The sequence below is a fragment of the Aeromonas sobria genome (genome assembly GCF_006243315.1).
Taxonomy (GTDB): Bacteria; Pseudomonadota; Gammaproteobacteria; order Enterobacterales; family Aeromonadaceae; genus Aeromonas; species Aeromonas sobria_A.
Window position 1 is genome coordinate 1 of record NZ_NKWE01000017.1, and the last position, 17165, is coordinate 17165.

General features: G+C 59.3%; 13 protein-coding genes and 1 pseudogene. 3 read left to right on the forward strand and 11 right to left on the reverse strand.

Going from position 1 to position 17165, the window contains the following annotated elements:
- Positions 1–212: pseudogene (locus tag CF137_RS03925) on the forward strand (IS5/IS1182 family transposase); the annotation flags it as partial.
- Positions 213–354: 142 nt separating this feature from the next.
- On the opposite strand, the gene CF137_RS03930 reads toward CF137_RS03925, so the two are convergent.
- The 8 genes from CF137_RS03930 to CF137_RS03965 are packed head-to-tail and all read right to left on the reverse strand — an operon-like array spanning position 355 to position 8063.
- The gene (locus tag CF137_RS03930; protein WP_139718089.1) at positions 355–1128 is read right to left on the reverse strand and encodes a DUF3379 domain-containing protein; all 774 of its coding nucleotides are present in this window, start codon (positions 1126–1128) and stop codon (positions 355–357) included.
- Positions 1121–1720, reverse strand: a complete 600-nt coding sequence (locus CF137_RS03935) for a sigma-70 family RNA polymerase sigma factor (RefSeq protein WP_139691741.1) — start codon at positions 1718–1720, stop codon at positions 1121–1123. Before CF137_RS03935 ends, CF137_RS03930 begins: the two co-directional genes overlap by 8 nt.
- 21 nt (positions 1721–1741) lie before the next feature.
- The gene (locus CF137_RS03940) at positions 1742–3244 is read right to left on the reverse strand and encodes a BatD family protein (RefSeq protein WP_139718176.1); all 1503 of its coding nucleotides are present in this window, start codon (positions 3242–3244) and stop codon (positions 1742–1744) included.
- Positions 3245–3264: 20 nt separating this feature from the next.
- Positions 3265–4716 (reverse strand): VWA domain-containing protein, encoded by a 1452-nt coding sequence (locus CF137_RS03945; protein ID WP_139718091.1) that lies wholly within the window; start codon positions 4714–4716, stop codon positions 3265–3267.
- The gene (locus CF137_RS03950; RefSeq protein WP_139718094.1) at positions 4707–5699 is read right to left on the reverse strand and encodes a VWA domain-containing protein; all 993 of its coding nucleotides are present in this window, start codon (positions 5697–5699) and stop codon (positions 4707–4709) included. Before CF137_RS03950 ends, CF137_RS03945 begins: the two co-directional genes overlap by 10 nt.
- Positions 5696–6235: a DUF4381 domain-containing protein gene (locus CF137_RS03955; RefSeq protein WP_139718096.1), complete on the reverse strand. Its 540-nt coding sequence runs from the start codon at positions 6233–6235 to the stop codon at positions 5696–5698. Before CF137_RS03955 ends, CF137_RS03950 begins: the two co-directional genes overlap by 4 nt.
- Positions 6220–7122, reverse strand: coding sequence for a DUF58 domain-containing protein (locus CF137_RS03960; RefSeq protein WP_139718098.1), 903 nt, complete (start codon positions 7120–7122; stop codon positions 6220–6222). The genes CF137_RS03955 and CF137_RS03960 overlap by 16 nt, the downstream gene beginning before the upstream one ends.
- Positions 7113–8063 carry an AAA family ATPase gene (locus CF137_RS03965; RefSeq protein WP_139691732.1) on the reverse strand — a complete coding sequence of 317 codons (951 nt, stop codon included), beginning with the start codon at positions 8061–8063 and terminating at the stop codon, positions 7113–7115. Before CF137_RS03965 ends, CF137_RS03960 begins: the two co-directional genes overlap by 10 nt.
- A 194-nt stretch (positions 8064–8257) precedes the next feature.
- Here CF137_RS03965 and fadI point away from each other — a divergent pair, with 194 nt between their 5' ends.
- Complete coding sequence (gene fadI / locus CF137_RS03970; protein WP_139718100.1) at positions 8258–9568, forward strand: acetyl-CoA C-acyltransferase FadI; 1311 nt, start codon at positions 8258–8260, stop codon at positions 9566–9568.
- Positions 9568–11715, forward strand: coding sequence for a fatty acid oxidation complex subunit alpha FadJ (fadJ, locus tag CF137_RS03975; protein WP_139718177.1), 2148 nt, complete (start codon positions 9568–9570; stop codon positions 11713–11715). Before fadI ends, fadJ begins: the two co-directional genes overlap by 1 nt.
- A 172-nt stretch (positions 11716–11887) precedes the next feature.
- Here fadJ and CF137_RS03980 read toward each other — a convergent pair whose 3' ends face one another.
- From CF137_RS03980 to CF137_RS03990, 3 genes are read right to left on the reverse strand one after another with little or no spacing between them, the layout of a single operon-like run.
- Positions 11888–13408 carry a SpoVR family protein gene (locus tag CF137_RS03980; protein WP_068978805.1) on the reverse strand — a complete coding sequence of 507 codons (1521 nt, stop codon included), beginning with the start codon at positions 13406–13408 and terminating at the stop codon, positions 11888–11890.
- Between the two features lie 9 nt (positions 13409–13417).
- The gene (locus tag CF137_RS03985; protein WP_042023833.1) at positions 13418–14689 is read right to left on the reverse strand and encodes a YeaH/YhbH family protein; all 1272 of its coding nucleotides are present in this window, start codon (positions 14687–14689) and stop codon (positions 13418–13420) included.
- 25 nt (positions 14690–14714) lie between these two features.
- Positions 14715–16637 (reverse strand): PrkA family serine protein kinase, encoded by a 1923-nt coding sequence (locus CF137_RS03990; RefSeq protein WP_042023831.1) that lies wholly within the window; start codon positions 16635–16637, stop codon positions 14715–14717.
- Between the last annotated feature and the right edge of the window lie 528 nt (positions 16638–17165).

The window sequence follows — 17165 nt, forward strand, 5'->3', positions numbered from 1 at the left end:
TGCGCAAGGAAGGGCTGGCGCACTGGAAGAAGATGTCGGGATATCATCGGCGCTCGCTGGCAGAGACGGCGATGTATCGGTTCAAGCAGTTGCTGGCGGGGAAAATCAGTCTGCGTAACTACAACGGCCAAGTGGGAGAAGTCATGGCGTATGTAAGCGCTATAAACAAGCTAAATACCCTTGGTCTGCCTGTCAGAAAGCCCCGAGTGTAGCGGTCACCTGGGGCTGGGGACGTTGTGACCTGATGGCTGATTTGGGCAACAACGCCGCAAATCAGCGGTAAAGAGGCGCAAGGGGATAGAGCAGGCAGCGGCTTACCACCGCCACCTGTCATTCAGGGGCTGTCAAGCTTTGTTAAATGGCCCAGTGCAAGCGCGACTGCAGTGCCGTGGCAACGGGGGCGAGTGGCTCCTTCATCTCGCCAATCAGCACCATGTTGGCCCCTTTGAGTTGGACTATTTCCCCTTTGAGGGTGCCATCTTCAAAGCTGGCCTGTTGCAGGGTGAGGGGGACATGTTTGGGCACCAAAAACAGGGTGATGGGTCCCATCTTCCCCTGGATCACCATGTGTAAGGCCGGCCCCTGGTAAAACGAGCAGTGATTGGCATAGGTGACGTCAAGTCCATTCATCCCGCTCAGGGTTGCCCCGTATTTTTCCATCTTGCTGTTGATGCTGTGCAAGTTGACCCTCTCATCCGTTCCCTGGATAAAGGGCGCTTCGTCATAGACATGGGCCATCGCCACTTGGGCGAGGGAGCTGGCGGTGGGGGTCGCTTCTGGCAGGCTGATCCAGCGAGTGCTCATCCCCAACAAGAAGGCCACCGATGCAGCCATGGCGATCTGGCGCCAGGGGGACTGTGTCCGATCGCTGGCTAATGTGGTGGCGCTGTTGAGGGGATGAATATTGTCATCGGGCATATCTTGCAACATGGCTTGTTTGAGCAGGATCCGCTCGGCCAGTCCAGCGGGGACGTCTACCTGCATGGCGCGCTTGAGGGTTCTGTCAAACTGCTTCATCTCGTCGAGGTAGTGGCGATTGGCCTGGCTGGCATCGGCAGTCTCGAGAAAGTCAGGCTGTTGATCGTTGGGCTGGATCATGGCGTTGCGGCGAAATTCGAGTTCATCCATGTCCGTGTCCTCTTGCTTGGTTTTTCTGTTCCATCGCCTCTTTGATCTGGTTGCGGGCGCGAAACAGTCGGGTCATGACAGTGTTTTTGTTCAGGCCGAGCATCTTGGCTATCTCCTCGCCACTGAATCCCCCTACGACTTGCAGCAGGAGTGGTTCTTGATACTCCTCTGGCAGGCGGGTGATGTGACGGCGCAGCCATTCGTTTTCCATCTCCTGTTCGCTGTGTAAGGCGTCAGGATCACTTTGCGGGAAATCATCGAGATCGACCACATCGAACTGCTTGCGTTCAAAGCGGCGGGCGTTCTCCCGTCTGAGGATGGTGATCAGCCACCCCTTGGCTGCCTTGTCATCCTGCAGGGTGTCGATCGCCTTCCAGGCACGCAGGAAGGTCTCTTGCACCAGATCTTCCGCCACGTTGGGATCACGGGTCAGCCAGTAGCCATACCGGTAGAGATCCCCGTGCAGCGCATGGACCAGTGCTTCAAATTTGGTTTGTTTGTCAGCCATAGGAGTAGAGACCGGCGCAGTGGCCGGATCATTTCCACCCATATGCTGTTGAGCGCGTTTTTTGCTAAAAAACAGCAGAGCCATGGGGCAATCCTTGTCAAGAGGCTAGTCGCAGGGGCGTCGTTTCAAGCGAGCCAACAGGTAAATCAGCTGTGAAATGGCCATCGTTTCATGGGGTGTCAGGGCACGCGCAAGGGGGCACCACTGCAGGGGCTGGCCAGCTGCCGGGGGGGCAAAGCAGGCTCGTTCGAGCTCATTTAGCGCGTCACGGATCTGATTATGCCCAGCGCCGGGCAACTGGCCTAATTGATAATAGGGAACCTGCCAGCGCAAGGTAGCCCAGTGGATCAGCGCCTTGCGGCTTGCCTCTGGTTGATGCCGGGCCAATGCCTGTTGCAGTCGAGAGAAGGCGCACCAGCGTGGCCCGTGGCGCTGCACGGCACGAAGGGCTAGCGCGAGCAGCACCCACCAGAGGCTCTCTGGCCTTGGCATCTGTGGCGGCTGACTCTCTGGTTGTGGGCGAGCCGTTGCGAGGACTGTCAGGTCGATAGCGGGCAGACTGGCTTGCTCAATCCGGCCACTTTGGGTGCTGAACCAGGGCACGGCAATGGGGGGGAGCTGATACTTGCCGCTGTTCTCTGCGACCAGTGTTTGTCGCCACTCCCGTTCAAACAGCAGTGTTCCCTCGCGATAGCGTTCCTGTTGCTGCTCGCCATCAGGATGGGCTTGCACCCCGGTTGGCAGCTGATGAGCCATCAGCCGGGCAAGCTGGAGTTGGCTGCCATCGCCATTTTCCATGGTCAGGGTCAGGATCCGGATCAGCGGTTCCCCCACCTCTGTGGAGGTGCCGGGTTCCAGTCGTTGTGTCAGGGTGAGGCGGGATGCCACCGCAGTGGCGGGGGCCTTGTCTACCCGTATCGCAAGAGGGGCCGCCCTGGCTGAGAGTCGCTGTGGGTTGCTCCCTTGTTGTATCAACTGGCCTTGCAAGCGGGGGGAGTCGATATGCCAGAGCCCCGCTGCTTTTGCCTGGATCAGCCAACTGCGGGTCAGTCGGCCGGGCAGCCCAGCTTGCGCAGGGGCGATCCACTCATCACTGCCGAGGCGACGGATGGTGAAGTGGGTTGAGCTCAGCTCGCTCAGTCCCGGGTTTTGCATGCTGGTGGGCAGCCAGAGGGTCAGGCGGTAGATCACTGGCTGGCCGGGATAGAGCGGGCCCTGATGATCAAGGCTTGCCTGCATCTCGAGGGGCGATGGGGCTGCGGGTTGTGGCAGCGCTGCTGTTTTCGCCTCTCTCAATGGCAGGGTGAGGGAGGGGGTGAACTCATTTCCCAGCTTGAGCGGGGCAATTATCACCTCTGTATTCGCGGGTGAATCGCTCTGGTGCAGCGGGATCTGCCAGCGAGTCAGTTGTTGTACCGGGGTGGTGACCCGGCTCATGGTCACTCTGCCCACCGCAAACTGGCGCAGCAAGGGGGTGATCTCCAGCTCGCTGCTCTGGCGCTCGCCATCCGCTTCGATGATCAGCAGCCAATCGCTGGGGTCGGCACCCGGCAGCAGCTCTGCTCGGGGCGGCAAGGCCCAGCCAAGCGGACTCACCAGCGCGAGCAACAGTCCCCATCCTGCCCGCGTCACCAGGGCTCCTCCACCTTGATCAGGTCCCGGCGCAGTGCCTCTTTGCGCAGTCGCTGCTCCAGCAGCAATACGGGTGGAGAGGGGGGCAGGGGCATTGCCGTCACCTGCTGATCAGCCGCTGGTTCGGGTTGCTTGCTGTTGTTGGTGTCGGGGGCCGCCGCCGCTGCGCCTTGTAACAGTGAGAGGTTATAGAGCGCATCTTCATGGCCGGGTTCCAGCGCCAGGGCAGCCAGATAGGCCTCTTTGGCGGGGGCAAACTCACCCAGTTGCAGCAGGGCGTTGCCGCGGTTGTAGTGGGCGGTGGCGCTCGTCGCTTGCTGATAGGCTGCGATGGCTTGCCGATAGGCGCCGGCCCGATACCAGGCATTGCCACGCCAGATCGGATCATTAAAGGTGCGGGCGGCTTGTTGAAATTCCCCCTGTTGATAAGCCTGCATGGCGCGCTGTGCCATCCCATCTGCTGCTTGCAGATCCTGAGGGACGAGCAGCGGTAGTCCCATGATCAGCGCCACCATCAGCCGGGCGCCGACTCTGGCCAGCAAGGCCAGCGGTAACAAGGGGAGCAGCAGCCAGGGGCCTAAATCGAGTGGCGCAGGGGTGAGGGCCGAGCTAGTGGCGGGCAGCGGCGCAAAGCGCGGCGCGTCGCTACCAAGCCACTGCAGCTCACCGCCGAGGCGATTGGCCAGCGCGGCCATGGCCTGACTATCGGGGGCAGGCAGTTGTGCGGGCAGGCTGGTAGCAAAACCCAGCTCATTGGCAGGAATGGCGGGCATGGAGGCCGCTTGGCCGCTGCTGGCGAGCAGAATATCGAGGCGAGCCGGTTGGGTGTCGCGGCAAAGCAGGCGCTGCTGGCAGGGCCACAAGGCGCTAATTTGTTCCATCTGGTTCGTGGTGAGGTCGTCGGTGATCAGCAGCAGACGCGCCTGCTCACCGGGGGCAAGCTGTTGCATGGCAAGCTCAATGGCCCGTGCCGGGTTGCTGCCCTGCAGCGGCATGATATCGGGGCGCAAGTCGGGCAGCAGTAACGCGAGGGCCTGATGATCCCGGGTGGGCGGCATGGTGAGGTAGGCATCACCAGCGTAGAGGATCAGCGCAATGCGCTCGCCCTCGGCGCGGCTGAGCAGTTGTTGCAACTGCCATCTGACCCGGGTGGCGCGATCCGGCTTGAGGTCGGTTGCGGTCATTGAGCGTGACAAGTCCAACAACCAGATATCGAGCGGCGCAGCAGGCTGCTGTTGCAGTTCACTGCGCAGTGCCGGTCCACACAGTGCCAAAATGATCGGCAGTGTCGCCAGCCAGAGCCAGGGGCGCTCGGGACGGGATGATGGCAGCAGATAAGCGTGCATGGCTGGGGCGAGCAGCGGGGGCTGGCGACGGCGGCGCCACCCCTGCCATAGCCAGGCGATGAGAGCGATCAGCCACAGGGGCCGCAACAAGATCAGCTCCATCTGCGCGCGCCTCGGGCCAGCCAGCTACGCATCTTGCGAAATTCCAGCCTGCCGCGCCCCGCAGGCAGAAGCAGCAAGCCACCAAGCAGTGCCAGCGGCCAGGGGTAGAGCTCGGTCACCGGTTGATAGTGGGCAATTGGCATGGGGGCTGGTTCAAGGGCATTGAGGGTCGCGTTGATGGCATCCAGATCGCTCTGGGTGCGTGCCCGAAAGTAATGCCCCTTGCCGATCTGTGCCAGCTCTTTAAGGAGCGGCTCGTCTAGCTCGCTGCTGGGATCGGCCTGACCGCTGCCCGCTTCATCGTAGGGTTGGATAAAGGTATCGGGATCGGCACCGACCCCCAGCGTATAGATCCGTATTCCCTGCGCCGCAGCGAGTTTGGCCTCCTGCTGTGGGTCGGCATTGCCGGCAGTATTGCGGCCATCGGTCACCAGCAGCAGAGCGGTCGGGCGATTAGGGTCCCCATGCTGGCGTGCCAGCAAAATGGCCTCACCAAGTGCGGTGGTGCGGCCGACCAGATCAAAATCGAGCTCGTCGCTCAAGGTCAACAGCGCCGGGATCTCTTGAGTAAGGGGAGAGAGCAGGTAGGCGTGATCGGCAAAAACGATGAGGCCAACCCTGTCACCGGCCCGCTTGGCGATCAGCGCCTTGAGCTGCTGGCGCACCGCCGTTAGCCGCGCCTGCTGCTCGCCGCTGTCGAGCATATCCGGGGTGCGCATGCTGTCGGAGAGATCGACCGCGATCAGCAGATCCCGGCTCCCTTCATATCGGATAACCGGTTCACCCCATAACTGGGGGCGGCAGAGGGCGAGGATAAGGGCGCACCAGAGCAGCATGGCGCGCCAGAGCGGCAATCCGGCGTGGGGGCGAAGTAGGGCAAACCCGGGGTGAGCCAGATAACCACGGCGCAGGGGCGGTAAACCGAAGCGCACCAGCAAGGGCAGCACCAGCGCCAGCGCAAACCAGGGCCAGGCCAGGGTCATGAATGTCTCCGCGCGGTTTTGCGCCCTGAGCGGGGAGAAAATTGTAAGAAAAGGGTTTGACCCCAGCGGCGATAATCTTGCCGCAGCTGTTCGCACTGTTCGCGGGTTGGGTTCTGGCTGCCATAGAGCCAACTGCTCCAGTGATGGGAGAACTGGCTGAAATTGCTGCCGCCGTGACGATCGACGAAGGCGAGCCACGCCTCTCCCTGCAACTGGCGTGCCTCGGGCCAGCGTTGCAGCGCTTCATGGCGCAGCGCCTCGTGTATGCGTGCCACCAGTAGCGCCGGATCTCCCTCCAGCTGGCGGCACCAGCGGCGGTAACGTAGCAACCGCCGGGCAATCAGAGCGATCAATAGCAGCAATAAGCCTGTGATCAGTAGCCACAGTAACGCCTGTATTTTGGGGTCCAGACTCTGCTCAATCAGATCAGGTCCCGGGTGGATGTCTCGCATCAGGGCGGCCAACTGTGCGGTCATGGCCTCGGAGGCGGGACTGGCCGTGTCGAGATCCGTTGGCGCTATTACCCCTGATGACATAACCCCTCCTGCCACTGTTGTTGCAGCGTCTGGCTGTTATCGAGCAGATAGAGGCGCTGTACCAGCGGCAATAACTGCTGCTTGCCGTGGGCCAGCTGCTGCTCGGCGGCTTGCTGGTAGCGGCGGGAGAAACCGGCATGGCCCCCATCCAGCCAGCCCTGATAGTGCTGGGCTGGCCTATCGATGGCCACTGGCAGCTGGCCGTCAGGGGGCAGGGCGGCTTCGAGGGGATCGCGGATTTGCCAATAGTGGATATCGTGGCGCCGCGAGAGCAGCTGCAACTGCTGACAGAGCGCCGACTCGCAGGGCCTGTGGTCGGTGATGAGCGTCAGTTTGGCACCGTGGGGCAGCTTCACGCTGGCCAAGGTGTCGGCCAGCGAGTGGGAGAGCGTCCGGCGTGTTAGCCCTTGCTGGTAGTAATGGCAGAGGGATTCGAGCAGGGGAAGCACGCTGCCGCGCTGGCTCTGGCGATGGGGGATAAGCCCATGGCAGATCAGGGTGTTGTGCTGCTTCTCCCCTTGCCAGATCAGGGCCGCCGCCAGCTCGCAGGCGAGGCGCGCCTTGAGCTGCAGCGTGGAGCCGAAATACATGGCAGGAGAGAGATCGAGCAGCAGCCAGTGCGCTTGATCCAGCTCCTCGCTGTAGAGGCGGGTGTAGGGGCGACCGAGGCGCGCCGTGACCCGCCAGTCGATATGGCGTACCTCGTCACCCGCCTGATAGGCACGAAGTTCCCGAAAGGTGAGCCCAGGCGAGCGCCCCGGTTTGCCGCGTTCACTGCTGCTCAAGCCTGTTTTCGGCCTGGCCCTGGCCTTGGCCCAGAGCCGGATATTGAGCAGCCGTGGCAGCGACAGATCTATGTCGGGATGCAGGCCGGGATCTAGGGGCATGGCACCTGATCCAGCAGTTGGGCGATCAGGATGTCGTTGTCCAGATTGTCAGCCAGTGCCTGATAGCTGGGGATCAGGCGGTGGCGCAGCACCGGATAGGCCTGCAGCTGGATATCTTCTGGCAGCACATAGTCACGCCCCGCGAGCCAGGCACGGGCGCGGGCAGATCGCGCCAGCCCCAGCGTGGCCCGTGGGCTGGCGCCCACGGCAATCAATGGCTCAAGGGCGGGGCACAGGCCGCTGCCCGGGCGGGTGGCACAGACCAGCTCCACCAGATAGTGCTCCAGTCTGCTCTGCATGCTGACCGCCAGTACTTCGCTGCGGGCATGTTGCAAGGTGGTCTGGCTCAGGGTCACCGGCGCAGCGCCAAGCTGCTCGCCGCTGGCGTTAAGCTGCAAGATGGCCAGCTCCATGGTGGGGCTCGGGTAATCCACTATCAGCTTGAGTAGAAAGCGGTCGAGCTGAGCCTCCGGCAGGGGATAGGTCCCCTCCTGTTCGATAGGGTTCTGGGTGGCGGCGACCATAAAGAGTGGCGGTAGCCGCCAGCTCTTTTTGCCCACAGTGATCTGATGTTCGGCCATGGCTTCCAGCAGCGCCGATTGCACCTTGGCGGGCGCCCGGTTGATCTCGTCTGCCAGCACCAGATGGTTGAACAGGGGGCCCGGCTGGAATACAAAACTGGCATCTTGCGGGTGAAACACTTCGCTGCCGGTGAGATCGGCAGGGAGCAGATCGGGGGTAAACTGGATACGGGCAAAACGCCCCTCGACGGCACCAGCGAGCGCTTTGACGGCGCGGGTTTTGGCAAGACCGGGGGCCCCTTCGATTAACACATGTCCTTCACATAACAGGGCGATCAAGAGCCCTTCGATGAGCTCCTCCTGCCCCAGAATTTGACTGCCAAGATAGTCCCTAAGCGCGCTGAACTCGGCCGCTGCCATGCGATAAACCCGTTGTTTTTATGGAAGTTGATCTTTTTATACTCCAGTTGCTCCCCAAGGGCGAGTGAAGGGGCCTTGCTGCGCTTAATTTAGTTTCAATCAGCTGTATGAAACTTGTGAGTGGATTGTTAAGATGTGGCGCAATGAGGTCAGACCTCTACCTTTTAATCTTTGCGTTTAACCAAGGAGCCAGGATGAAACAGCCATTGAAACTGACGACTCGCCAGGGCGAACGGATTGCCGTCGTGGCGGGGCTGCGTACCCCTTTTGCCAAGCAGGCCACCGCCTTTCATGGCGTGCCTGCAGTCGATCTCGGCAAACTGGTGGTGAGCGAGCTGCTCGCCCGCACCGATCTCGACCCTGCCCTCATCGATCAGCTGGTGTTCGGTCAGGTGGTGCAGATGCCGGAAGCCCCCAACATTGCCCGCGAGATCGTGCTCGGCACTGGCATGAGCATTGCCACGGATGCCTATAGCGTCTCCCGCGCCTGCGCCACCAGTTTTCAGGCGGTGGCCAATGTCACTGAATCGATCATGGCTGGCACTGTGGATATCGCCATTGCTGGCGGTGCCGACTCCTCTTCTGTGCTCCCGATTGGTGTGAGTAAAAAGCTGGCTCGCACTCTGGTGGATCTCAACAAGGCGCGCAATCTGCAACAGCGCTTCAATATTCTGCGGACATTGAGGATCAAGGATCTGATGCCGGTGCCACCGGCGGTGGCGGAATACTCCACTGGCCTCTCCATGGGGCAGACGGCCGAGCAGATGGCCAAGAGCCACCATATCAGCCGTGAGGCGCAAGATGCGCTGGCTCATCGCTCCCACACCCTGGCTGCAGAAGCATGGGCGCAAGGCAAGCTCAGCGGCGAGGTGTTTACCGCCCATGTGCCCCCTTACAAGTCACCGCTGGAGCGGGACAACAATATCCGTGAAAGCTCCGATCTGGCGAGCTACGCCAAGCTCAAGCCGGTGTTTGACCGGGTCCATGGCACAGTCACAGCGGCCAACGCCACGCCGCTCACCGATGGCGCCGCCGCCGTGCTGCTGATGCGGGAAGGGCGTGCGAAAGAGCTGGGTCTCGAGCCGCTGGGCTATATCCGCAGTTTCGCTTTCTCGGCCATTGACGTGTGGCAAGACATGCTGATGGGCCCCTCCTATGCCACGCCGCTGGCGCTGGACAGAGCCGGTATCACGCTCAGCGATCTGACCCTGATCGACATGCACGAAGCCTTTGCCGCCCAGACCCTGGCCAACCTCAAGATGTTTGCCAGCCCCGAGTTTGCCCGTGACAAGCTGGGCCGTGATCAGGCCATCGGTGAAGTGGACATGGATAAATTTAACGTCCTCGGTGGCTCGCTGGCCTATGGCCACCCCTTTGCCGCGACCGGTGCGCGGATGATCACCCAGACCCTGCACGAGCTGCGTCGTCGCGGCGGGGGATTTGGGCTCAACACCGCCTGTGCGGCGGGTGGATTGGGCGTGGCTATGGTGTTGGAGGTTGAATGATGAGCGCTAAGACTTTTTCCCTGGATGTTCGCAAAGATGGTATCGGCATCCTCACCATGGATGTGCCGGGCGAGAGCATGAATACCCTCAAGGCTGCCTTTGTGGAGGAGATCCGCACCGTGCTGGCCGAGGTGAAGCGTAACAAGGATCTGATTGGGCTGGTGATCACCTCCGGCAAGAAGGACTCCTTCATCGCCGGTGCCGACATCACCATGCTGGCCGCCTGCACCAGTGCCAAGGATGCCGAGACTCTGTCGCGAGAAGGTCAGGAGATCTTTGCCGAGATCGAGGGGCTGACCATTCCGGTGATCGCCGCTATCCACGGCCCCTGCCTCGGTGGCGGGCTGGAGCTGGCGCTGGCCTGTCATGGCCGGGTGGTGACCGAGCACGGTAAAACCGTGTTGGGGTTGCCGGAAGTCCAGCTTGGCCTGCTGCCAGGCTCGGGTGGTACCCAGCGCTTGCCGCGTCTGATCGGGGTGGCCAAGGCGCTGGATCTGATGCTGACCGGCAAGCAGGTGCGTGCTAAACAAGCCAAAAAGCTGGGGCTGGTGGACGATGTGGTGCCGCCCTCCATTCTGCTGGATGCCGCCATCAAACTGGCCAAAAAAGGCAAACCGCGCCATCAATTGAAGCGGGATCTGCAAGGCAAGGTGCTGGAGACCAACAAGCTGGGCCGCAAGGTGCTGTTCGATCAGGCCAGCAAAGGGGTGAAAGCCAAGACCCGTGGTAACTACCCGGCGCCGGAGCGGATCCTCGAGGTGGTGCGTATCGGTGTGGAGGAGGGGATGAAGGCCGGTCTCGCCGCCGAATCCCGTCACTTTGGCGAGTTAGTGATGACGGCTGAATCTGCAGCTCTGCGTTCTATCTTTTTTGCTACTACCGAGATGAAGAAAGAGGTCACTTATCAAGGGGCCGAGCCGCGCAAGGTGGCCCATTCTGCCGTGTTGGGCGGTGGTCTGATGGGCGGTGGCATTGCGTTCGTCACCGCCACCAAGGCGGGCGTGCCGGTGCGGATCAAGGATGTGGCAAGCACCGGTATCGGCAATGCCATGCGCTACAGCTACGACATTCTGGCCAAGAAGCTCAAGCGTCGCCAACTGCTGCGCAGCGAGCTGGAAAAACAGATGAGCCTGCTGACCGGTACCGTCGACTACTCCGGTTTTCATCGGATCGATATGGTGGTGGAGGCGGTATTTGAAGATCTCGCGCTCAAGCACCAGATGGTGAAGGATGTGGAGCGCGAGTGCGGTGAGCACACAGTGTTTGCCTCTAACACCTCTTCTCTGCCCATCAACCAGATTGCGGCAGAGGCGGCGCACCCGGAGCGAGTCGTGGGGCTGCACTACTTCAGCCCGGTGGACAAGATGCCGCTGGCGGAGATCATCCCCCACGCCGGCACCAGTGCCGAGACGGTCGCTACCACCCTGGCTTTTGCCCGTGCTCAGGGCAAGACGCCCATTGTGGTGAAAGACGAAGCCGGTTTCTACGTCAACCGCATCCTCGCCCCTTACATGAACGAAGCGGCGCGACTGGTGCTGGAAGGGGAGCCGGTGGAGGTGCTGGACAGCGCGCTGCTGGACTTCGGCTTCCCGGTCGGCCCCATTACCCTGCTTGATGAGGTGGGGATCGATGTGGGTGCCAAGATCTCCCCCATTCTCGAGAAAGAGCTGGGCGGCGAGCAGTTCCAGGCGCCCAAGGCGTTCGACAAGCTGCTGCAAAACGATCGCAAGGGCCGCAAGAACGGCAAGGGCTTCTACCTCTACGGCAAGGCGGCCCCGCGTAATCGCCTGACCGGTAAAGAGGGCAAGAAGAAGGTGGACGAGAGCGTCTATGGCGTGCTCGGGATCAAACCTTCAGCCAAGCTTGCCCGCCAGGAAATCGCCGAGCGCTGCGTGCTGCTGATGCTCAACGAAGCCGCCATGGCGCTAGATAGCGGTGTGGTAGCCTCGGCCCGTGATGGCGATATCGGTGCCATCTTCGGCATCGGTTTCCCGCCGTTCCTCGGCGGCCCGTTCCGCTATATGGACAAGCTAGGGATCGATCATCTGGTTGGTCGTCTTGAGTATTACCAGAAGCGTCACGACGACCGGTTCGCCCCCTGTGCTCGCCTCAAGGCGATGGCTGCAGAGCAGCAGACCTTCTACTGATAACCGTGGCAGATTGACCGCAAGACAAAGAGGCCCGTACCACAGTGCGGGCCTTTTTCTATGTTGTTGTTTATTCGGGTTGTGTGGCTTGGGCTGCGATGATGCTGGCAGAGGCGAAGGCAGATAAAAAAACGGCCCACCGAAGTGGGCCGTCGAGAGATCAGGTAACCGGTCAGATCCCCGGTTTTCGCTCCGGGCAGCGGCCGATGATATCCGCCGGCAGATCGCCGTTATCCTGCTCCAGCACCACATCGAATCCCCACAGTTGATGCAGGTGCTTGAGCACCTCATGGCGCGAGTCGCCAAGGGGGATGCGGTTGTGGGGCACGTAGCGCAGGGTGAGGGAGCGATCCCCTTTCACGGCCACGTTGTAGACCTGAATATTGGGCTCCAGATTGCTGAGGTTGTACTGGGCCGACAGGGTATTGCGCACCTGACGGTACCCCTCGTCATTATGGATGGCCGAGACCTTCAGATAGTTTTTGAGGTCATCGTCATCGATGGCGAACAGCTTCAGGTCCCGCATCACCTTGGGGCTTAAGAACTGGCTGATAAAGCTCTCGTCCTTGAAGTTCTGCATGGCAAAATGGAGGGTCTCGACCCAGTTGCTGCCAGCATAATCGGGGAACCAGTATCTGTCCTCCTCGGTCGGGTTCTCGCAGATGCGGCGCAGGTCGGTAAACATGGCAAACCCCAGCGCATAGGGGTTGATCCCCGAGTAGTAGCGACTGTTATAGGCCGGTTGATAGACCACGTTGGTGTGGCTGTGCAGCACCTCCATCATGAAGCTATCGCTCAGCTTGCCCTCGTCATAGAGGTGGTTGAGGATGGTGTAGTGCCAGAAGGTGGCCCACCCCTCGTTCATCACCTGGGTCTGTTTTTGCGGATAAAAATATTGGCTGATCTTGCGCACGATCCGCACCACTTCCCGCTGCCAGGGCTCCAGCAAGGGGGCATTTTTCTCGATGAAGTAGAGAATGTTCTCCTGAGGTTCGGCAGGGTAGCGTCTGTCCTCGACCCCCGCTGCTTTATGCTGCTTGGGCAGGGTGCGCCACAGCTCGTTGACTTGGGTTTGCAGGTAATCTTCCCGTGCTTTTTGGCGCCGTTTTTCCTCGGCCATCGAGATCTTCTGCGGCCGCTTGTAACGATCCACCCCGTAGTTCATCAGGGCATGACAGGAGTCCAGCAATCGCTCTACTGCGTCAATACCGTGTTTTTCTTCACACTCGGTAATGTATTTTTTGGCGAACAGCAGGTAGTCGATGATGGAGGAGGCATCAGTCCACGCCTTGAACAGATAGTTGTTCTTGAAGAAGGAGTTGTGGCCATAGCAAGCGTGGGCCATCACCAACGCCTGCATCGGCATGGTGTTCTCCTCCATCAGATAGGCGATGCAGGGGTCCGAGTTGATGACGATCTCGTAGGCCAGCCCCATCTGGCCGCGCTTGTAGTTGCGCTCGGTATGGATAAAGCGTTTGCCAAATGACCAGTGTTGGTAACCGAGCGGCATACCGACACTGGAGTAGGCATCCATCATCTGCTCGGCGGTGATCACCTCGATCTGATTAGGATAGGTGTCGAGCTTGTACGATCGGGCGACCCGGGCAATCTCCTGGTGGTAGGTCTCCAGCAGCTCAAAGTTCCAGTCCGGTCCGTCATCCAGTGGCGCTACTCTTTTTTCGGTTTCGATCATAGGACCTCCTCACGCCGCTTGTTTCTTGAACAGTTCACGGAACACCGGATAGATATCCTCAACCTTGCGAATATGTTCCATCGCAAAGTGGGGGAACTGGCTGGCCACCGACTCATACTCGTGCCACAGGGTCTGGTGGGCGCGGGTGGTGATCTCGATGTAGGAGTAGTACCGCACTCGCGGCATGATGTCCCGTGCCAGGATCTCCTTGCATTGTGGTGAGTCATCGGCCCAGTTATCCCCATCGGATGCCTGCGCCGCATAGATGTTCCACTGATTGGCCGGATAACGCTCGTTGATGATGTCGTTCATCATCTTGAGCGCACTGGAGACGATGGTGCCGCCGGTCTCCTGGGAGTAGAAAAACTCGTGTTCGTCCACCTCCTTGGCCTGGGTGTGGTGGCGGATATAGACCACCTCGACGTTCTTGTAGGTCCGGCTCAGGAACAGGTAGAGCAGGATATAGAAACGCTTGGCCATCTCCTTGGTGGCCTGATCCATGGATCCTGACACGTCCATCAGGCAGAACATCACCGCCTGGCTGGAGGGAACCGGCCGCTTGACGAAGTTGTTGAACTTCAGATCGAAGGTGTCGATAAACGGCACTGCATTGATCCGCCGCTTCAGTTCTCTGATCTCCTTCTCAAGCTGGGCTATTTCGGCAAAGTGTTCGTTGGGATCGGTGGCCAGCAGGGCCAGCCGATCTTCCAGCTCATGGAGCTGACGTTTCTTGCCCGCCTGCAACGCCATGCGCCGAGCCAGTGAGTTTTGCAGTGAGCGCACTACGTTGATGTTGGCGGGTACGCCATTGGAGGTGTAGCCAGCCCGGTAGGTTTTCATCTCCATCAGCTGGTTGAGCTGGGTTTTCTGCAGTCGTGGCAGCTCCAGATCTTCAAACAGCAGGTCGAGATACTCATCCTTGGAGATCTGGAACACGAAGTCGTCAGCCCCTTCTCCCTGATTGGATGCTTGCCCCTCACCAGAGCCTTGACCACCGCCCCCTCCTTTGGGGCGGTCAATCTTGTCACCAGAGATGAACTGGTCATTGCCGGGATGCACCATCTCCCGTTTACCGCCTTGCCCCTGATGGAAATGGGGTTCACCGATATCCTTGGTCGGGATACTGATGTTCTCGCCTTTGTCTACGTCCTGAATGCTGCGCTTGGAGACAGCATCCGAGACCGCTTGTTTTATCTGCTTCTTGTAGCGGCGAATGAAGCGCTGCCGATTGACAGCGCTTTTGTTTTTGCCGTTGAGCCTGCGGTCGATAAAATGCGCCATAACTCCCCCTTGAACCACGGCAGGGTCAGGATGACTTGCGTACCCTGAGATACCATTCGGAGAGCAGTCGCACCTGTTTGCGGGTGTAGCCTTTCTCCATCATCCGTTCGACAAAGTTATCGTGCTTCTTCTGCTCCTCGGCCGAGGTTTTGCTGTTGAAGGAGATAACCGGCAGCAGCTCTTCCGTGTTGGAGAACATCTTCTTCTCGATCACGGTGCGCAGCTTCTCGTAACTGGTCCAGTTGGGGTTACGGCCTGCATTGTTGGCCCGGGCACGCAGCACGAAGTTGACGATTTCGTTACGGAAATCTTTCGGGTTGCTGATCCCGGCCGGTTTTTCAATTTTTTCCAGCTCGCTGTTGAGCGACGAACGGTCAAACAGCTGGCCGGTTTCGGGGTCACGGTACTCCTGATCCTGGATCCAGAAATCGGCGTAGGTGACGTAGCGATCGAAAATGTTCTGACCGTATTCTGAATACGACTCGAGATAGGCGGTCTGGATCTCTTTGCCGATAAATTCCACATAGCGTGGGGTCAGGTAACCCTTGATGAACTCCAGATAGCGATCATGCAGTTCTTGCGGGAACTGCTCACGCTCAATCTGCTGTTCCAGTACATAGAAGAGATGCACCGGGTTGGCCGCTACCTCAGCGTGGTCAAAGTTGAAGACGCGAGAGAGGATCTTGAATGCAAAACGGGTCGACAGACCATGCATCCCTTCATCCACACCGGCGTAGTCACGGTACTCCTGATAGCTCTTGGCCTTGGGGTCGGTGTCTTTGAGGCTCTCGCCATCATAGACCCGCATCTTGGAGTAGAGGCTGGAGTTCTCTGGCTCTTTCAGGCGAGAGAGAACTGAGAACTGGCCCAACAGCTCGAGGGTGCCCGGCGCACATTTGGCCTCGGTCAGTTCACTGTTGATCAGCAGTTTTTCGTAGATCTTCACCTCTTCCGACACGCGCAGGCAGTAAGGCACCTTGACGATGTAGACCCGGTCGAGGAAGGCTTCGTTGTTCTTGTTGTTGCGGAACTGCTGCCACTCGGACTCGTTTGAGTGGGCCAGCAGAATGCCGTCAAAGGGGAGGGCGGAGAGCCCTTCGGTGCCGTTGTAGTTTCCCTCCTGGGTCGCTGTCAGCAGCGGGTGCAGCACCTTGATGGGCGCCTTGAACATCTCGACAAACTCCATCACCCCCTGGTTCGCTTTGCACAGCGCACCGGAGTAGGAGTAGGCATCGGCATCATCCTGGGCGAAGTGCTCCAGCATGCGGATGTCGACCTTACCGACCAGCGAGGATATATCCTGGTTGTTATCATCACCCGGTTCAGTTTTGGCGATGGCGATCTGATCGAGGATGGAAGGATTGACCTTCTCCACTTTGAATTGGGTAATGTCGCCACCAAACTCGTGCAGCCGTTTTGCTGCCCAGGGGGACATGATGGGGCGCAGGTAGCGGCGCGGGATGCCGTACTCTTTTTCGAGGATCTCGCCATCCTCTTCAATGTCGAACAGGCAGAAGGGATGGTCATTAACCGGTGAGCCCTTGATGCGGTAGATAGGTACCTTTTGCATCAGTGATTTGAGCTTCTCTGCCAGCGAGGATTTACCGCCGCCAACGGGACCCAGCAGATAGAGGATCTGCTTCTTCTCTTCCAGCCCCTGAGCGGAGTGTTTGAGGTAGGAGACAATCTGTTCGATGGCCTCTTCCATCCCGTAAAAATCCTTGAATGCGGGATAGCGTGCCACGACACGGTTGGAGAACAGGCGGCTCAGTCGGTGGTTGGCAGAGGTATCTACCATCTCAGGTTCACCGATGGCGGTCAGCAGGCGTTCTGCTGCAGAGGTGTAGCAGGCTTTGTCCTGCTTGCACATATCCAGGAACTCCTGAATGGTGTACTCCTCTTCCCTTGCTTTCTCATATCGCTGTTGGTAATGCTCGAATATGCCCATAACTTTGCCCTCGTTATAGTCGCTTACCCTGAAAAAGTGGAACACTGTTGTTGTGTGGTACCTAGTTAAAGACTAGTCAACGGCACCCAGTAGTCCATCACGGTGGATTGGTTAAATTCTGAAGAAACCAGCTCGTTCCTTATGCGGGCCGGGTCAGTCAACAACACCGCTATGTTACTGACTGTTAAATTATTTTTGCCACGATAGTGAGGTAAATGTCAAAGACATAAAAAATAAATGTTTATCAGGGAGTGGAAACTTGTTGCGCGAGTGAGACGGCGGGAAGGGAAAATCAGTGGGGACAACGGCTAACGCCATTATGAACAAAATCATCATTACGTGCACGTTAACGTCAGTTGAACTGTTTGGTGTTAAAGCTCTATTTTTTACATTGACGCTACATTTCGGGTGCCCTAGATTGGCAGCGTGTGATCAGCAAGACGCTTTAGCAAGAGAGTTGACTGTTGCCTCACCAAGCTCTGTTTAAGCACGTTTCCGTTGGCTTGACCCTCGCAACCGCGAGGGTCT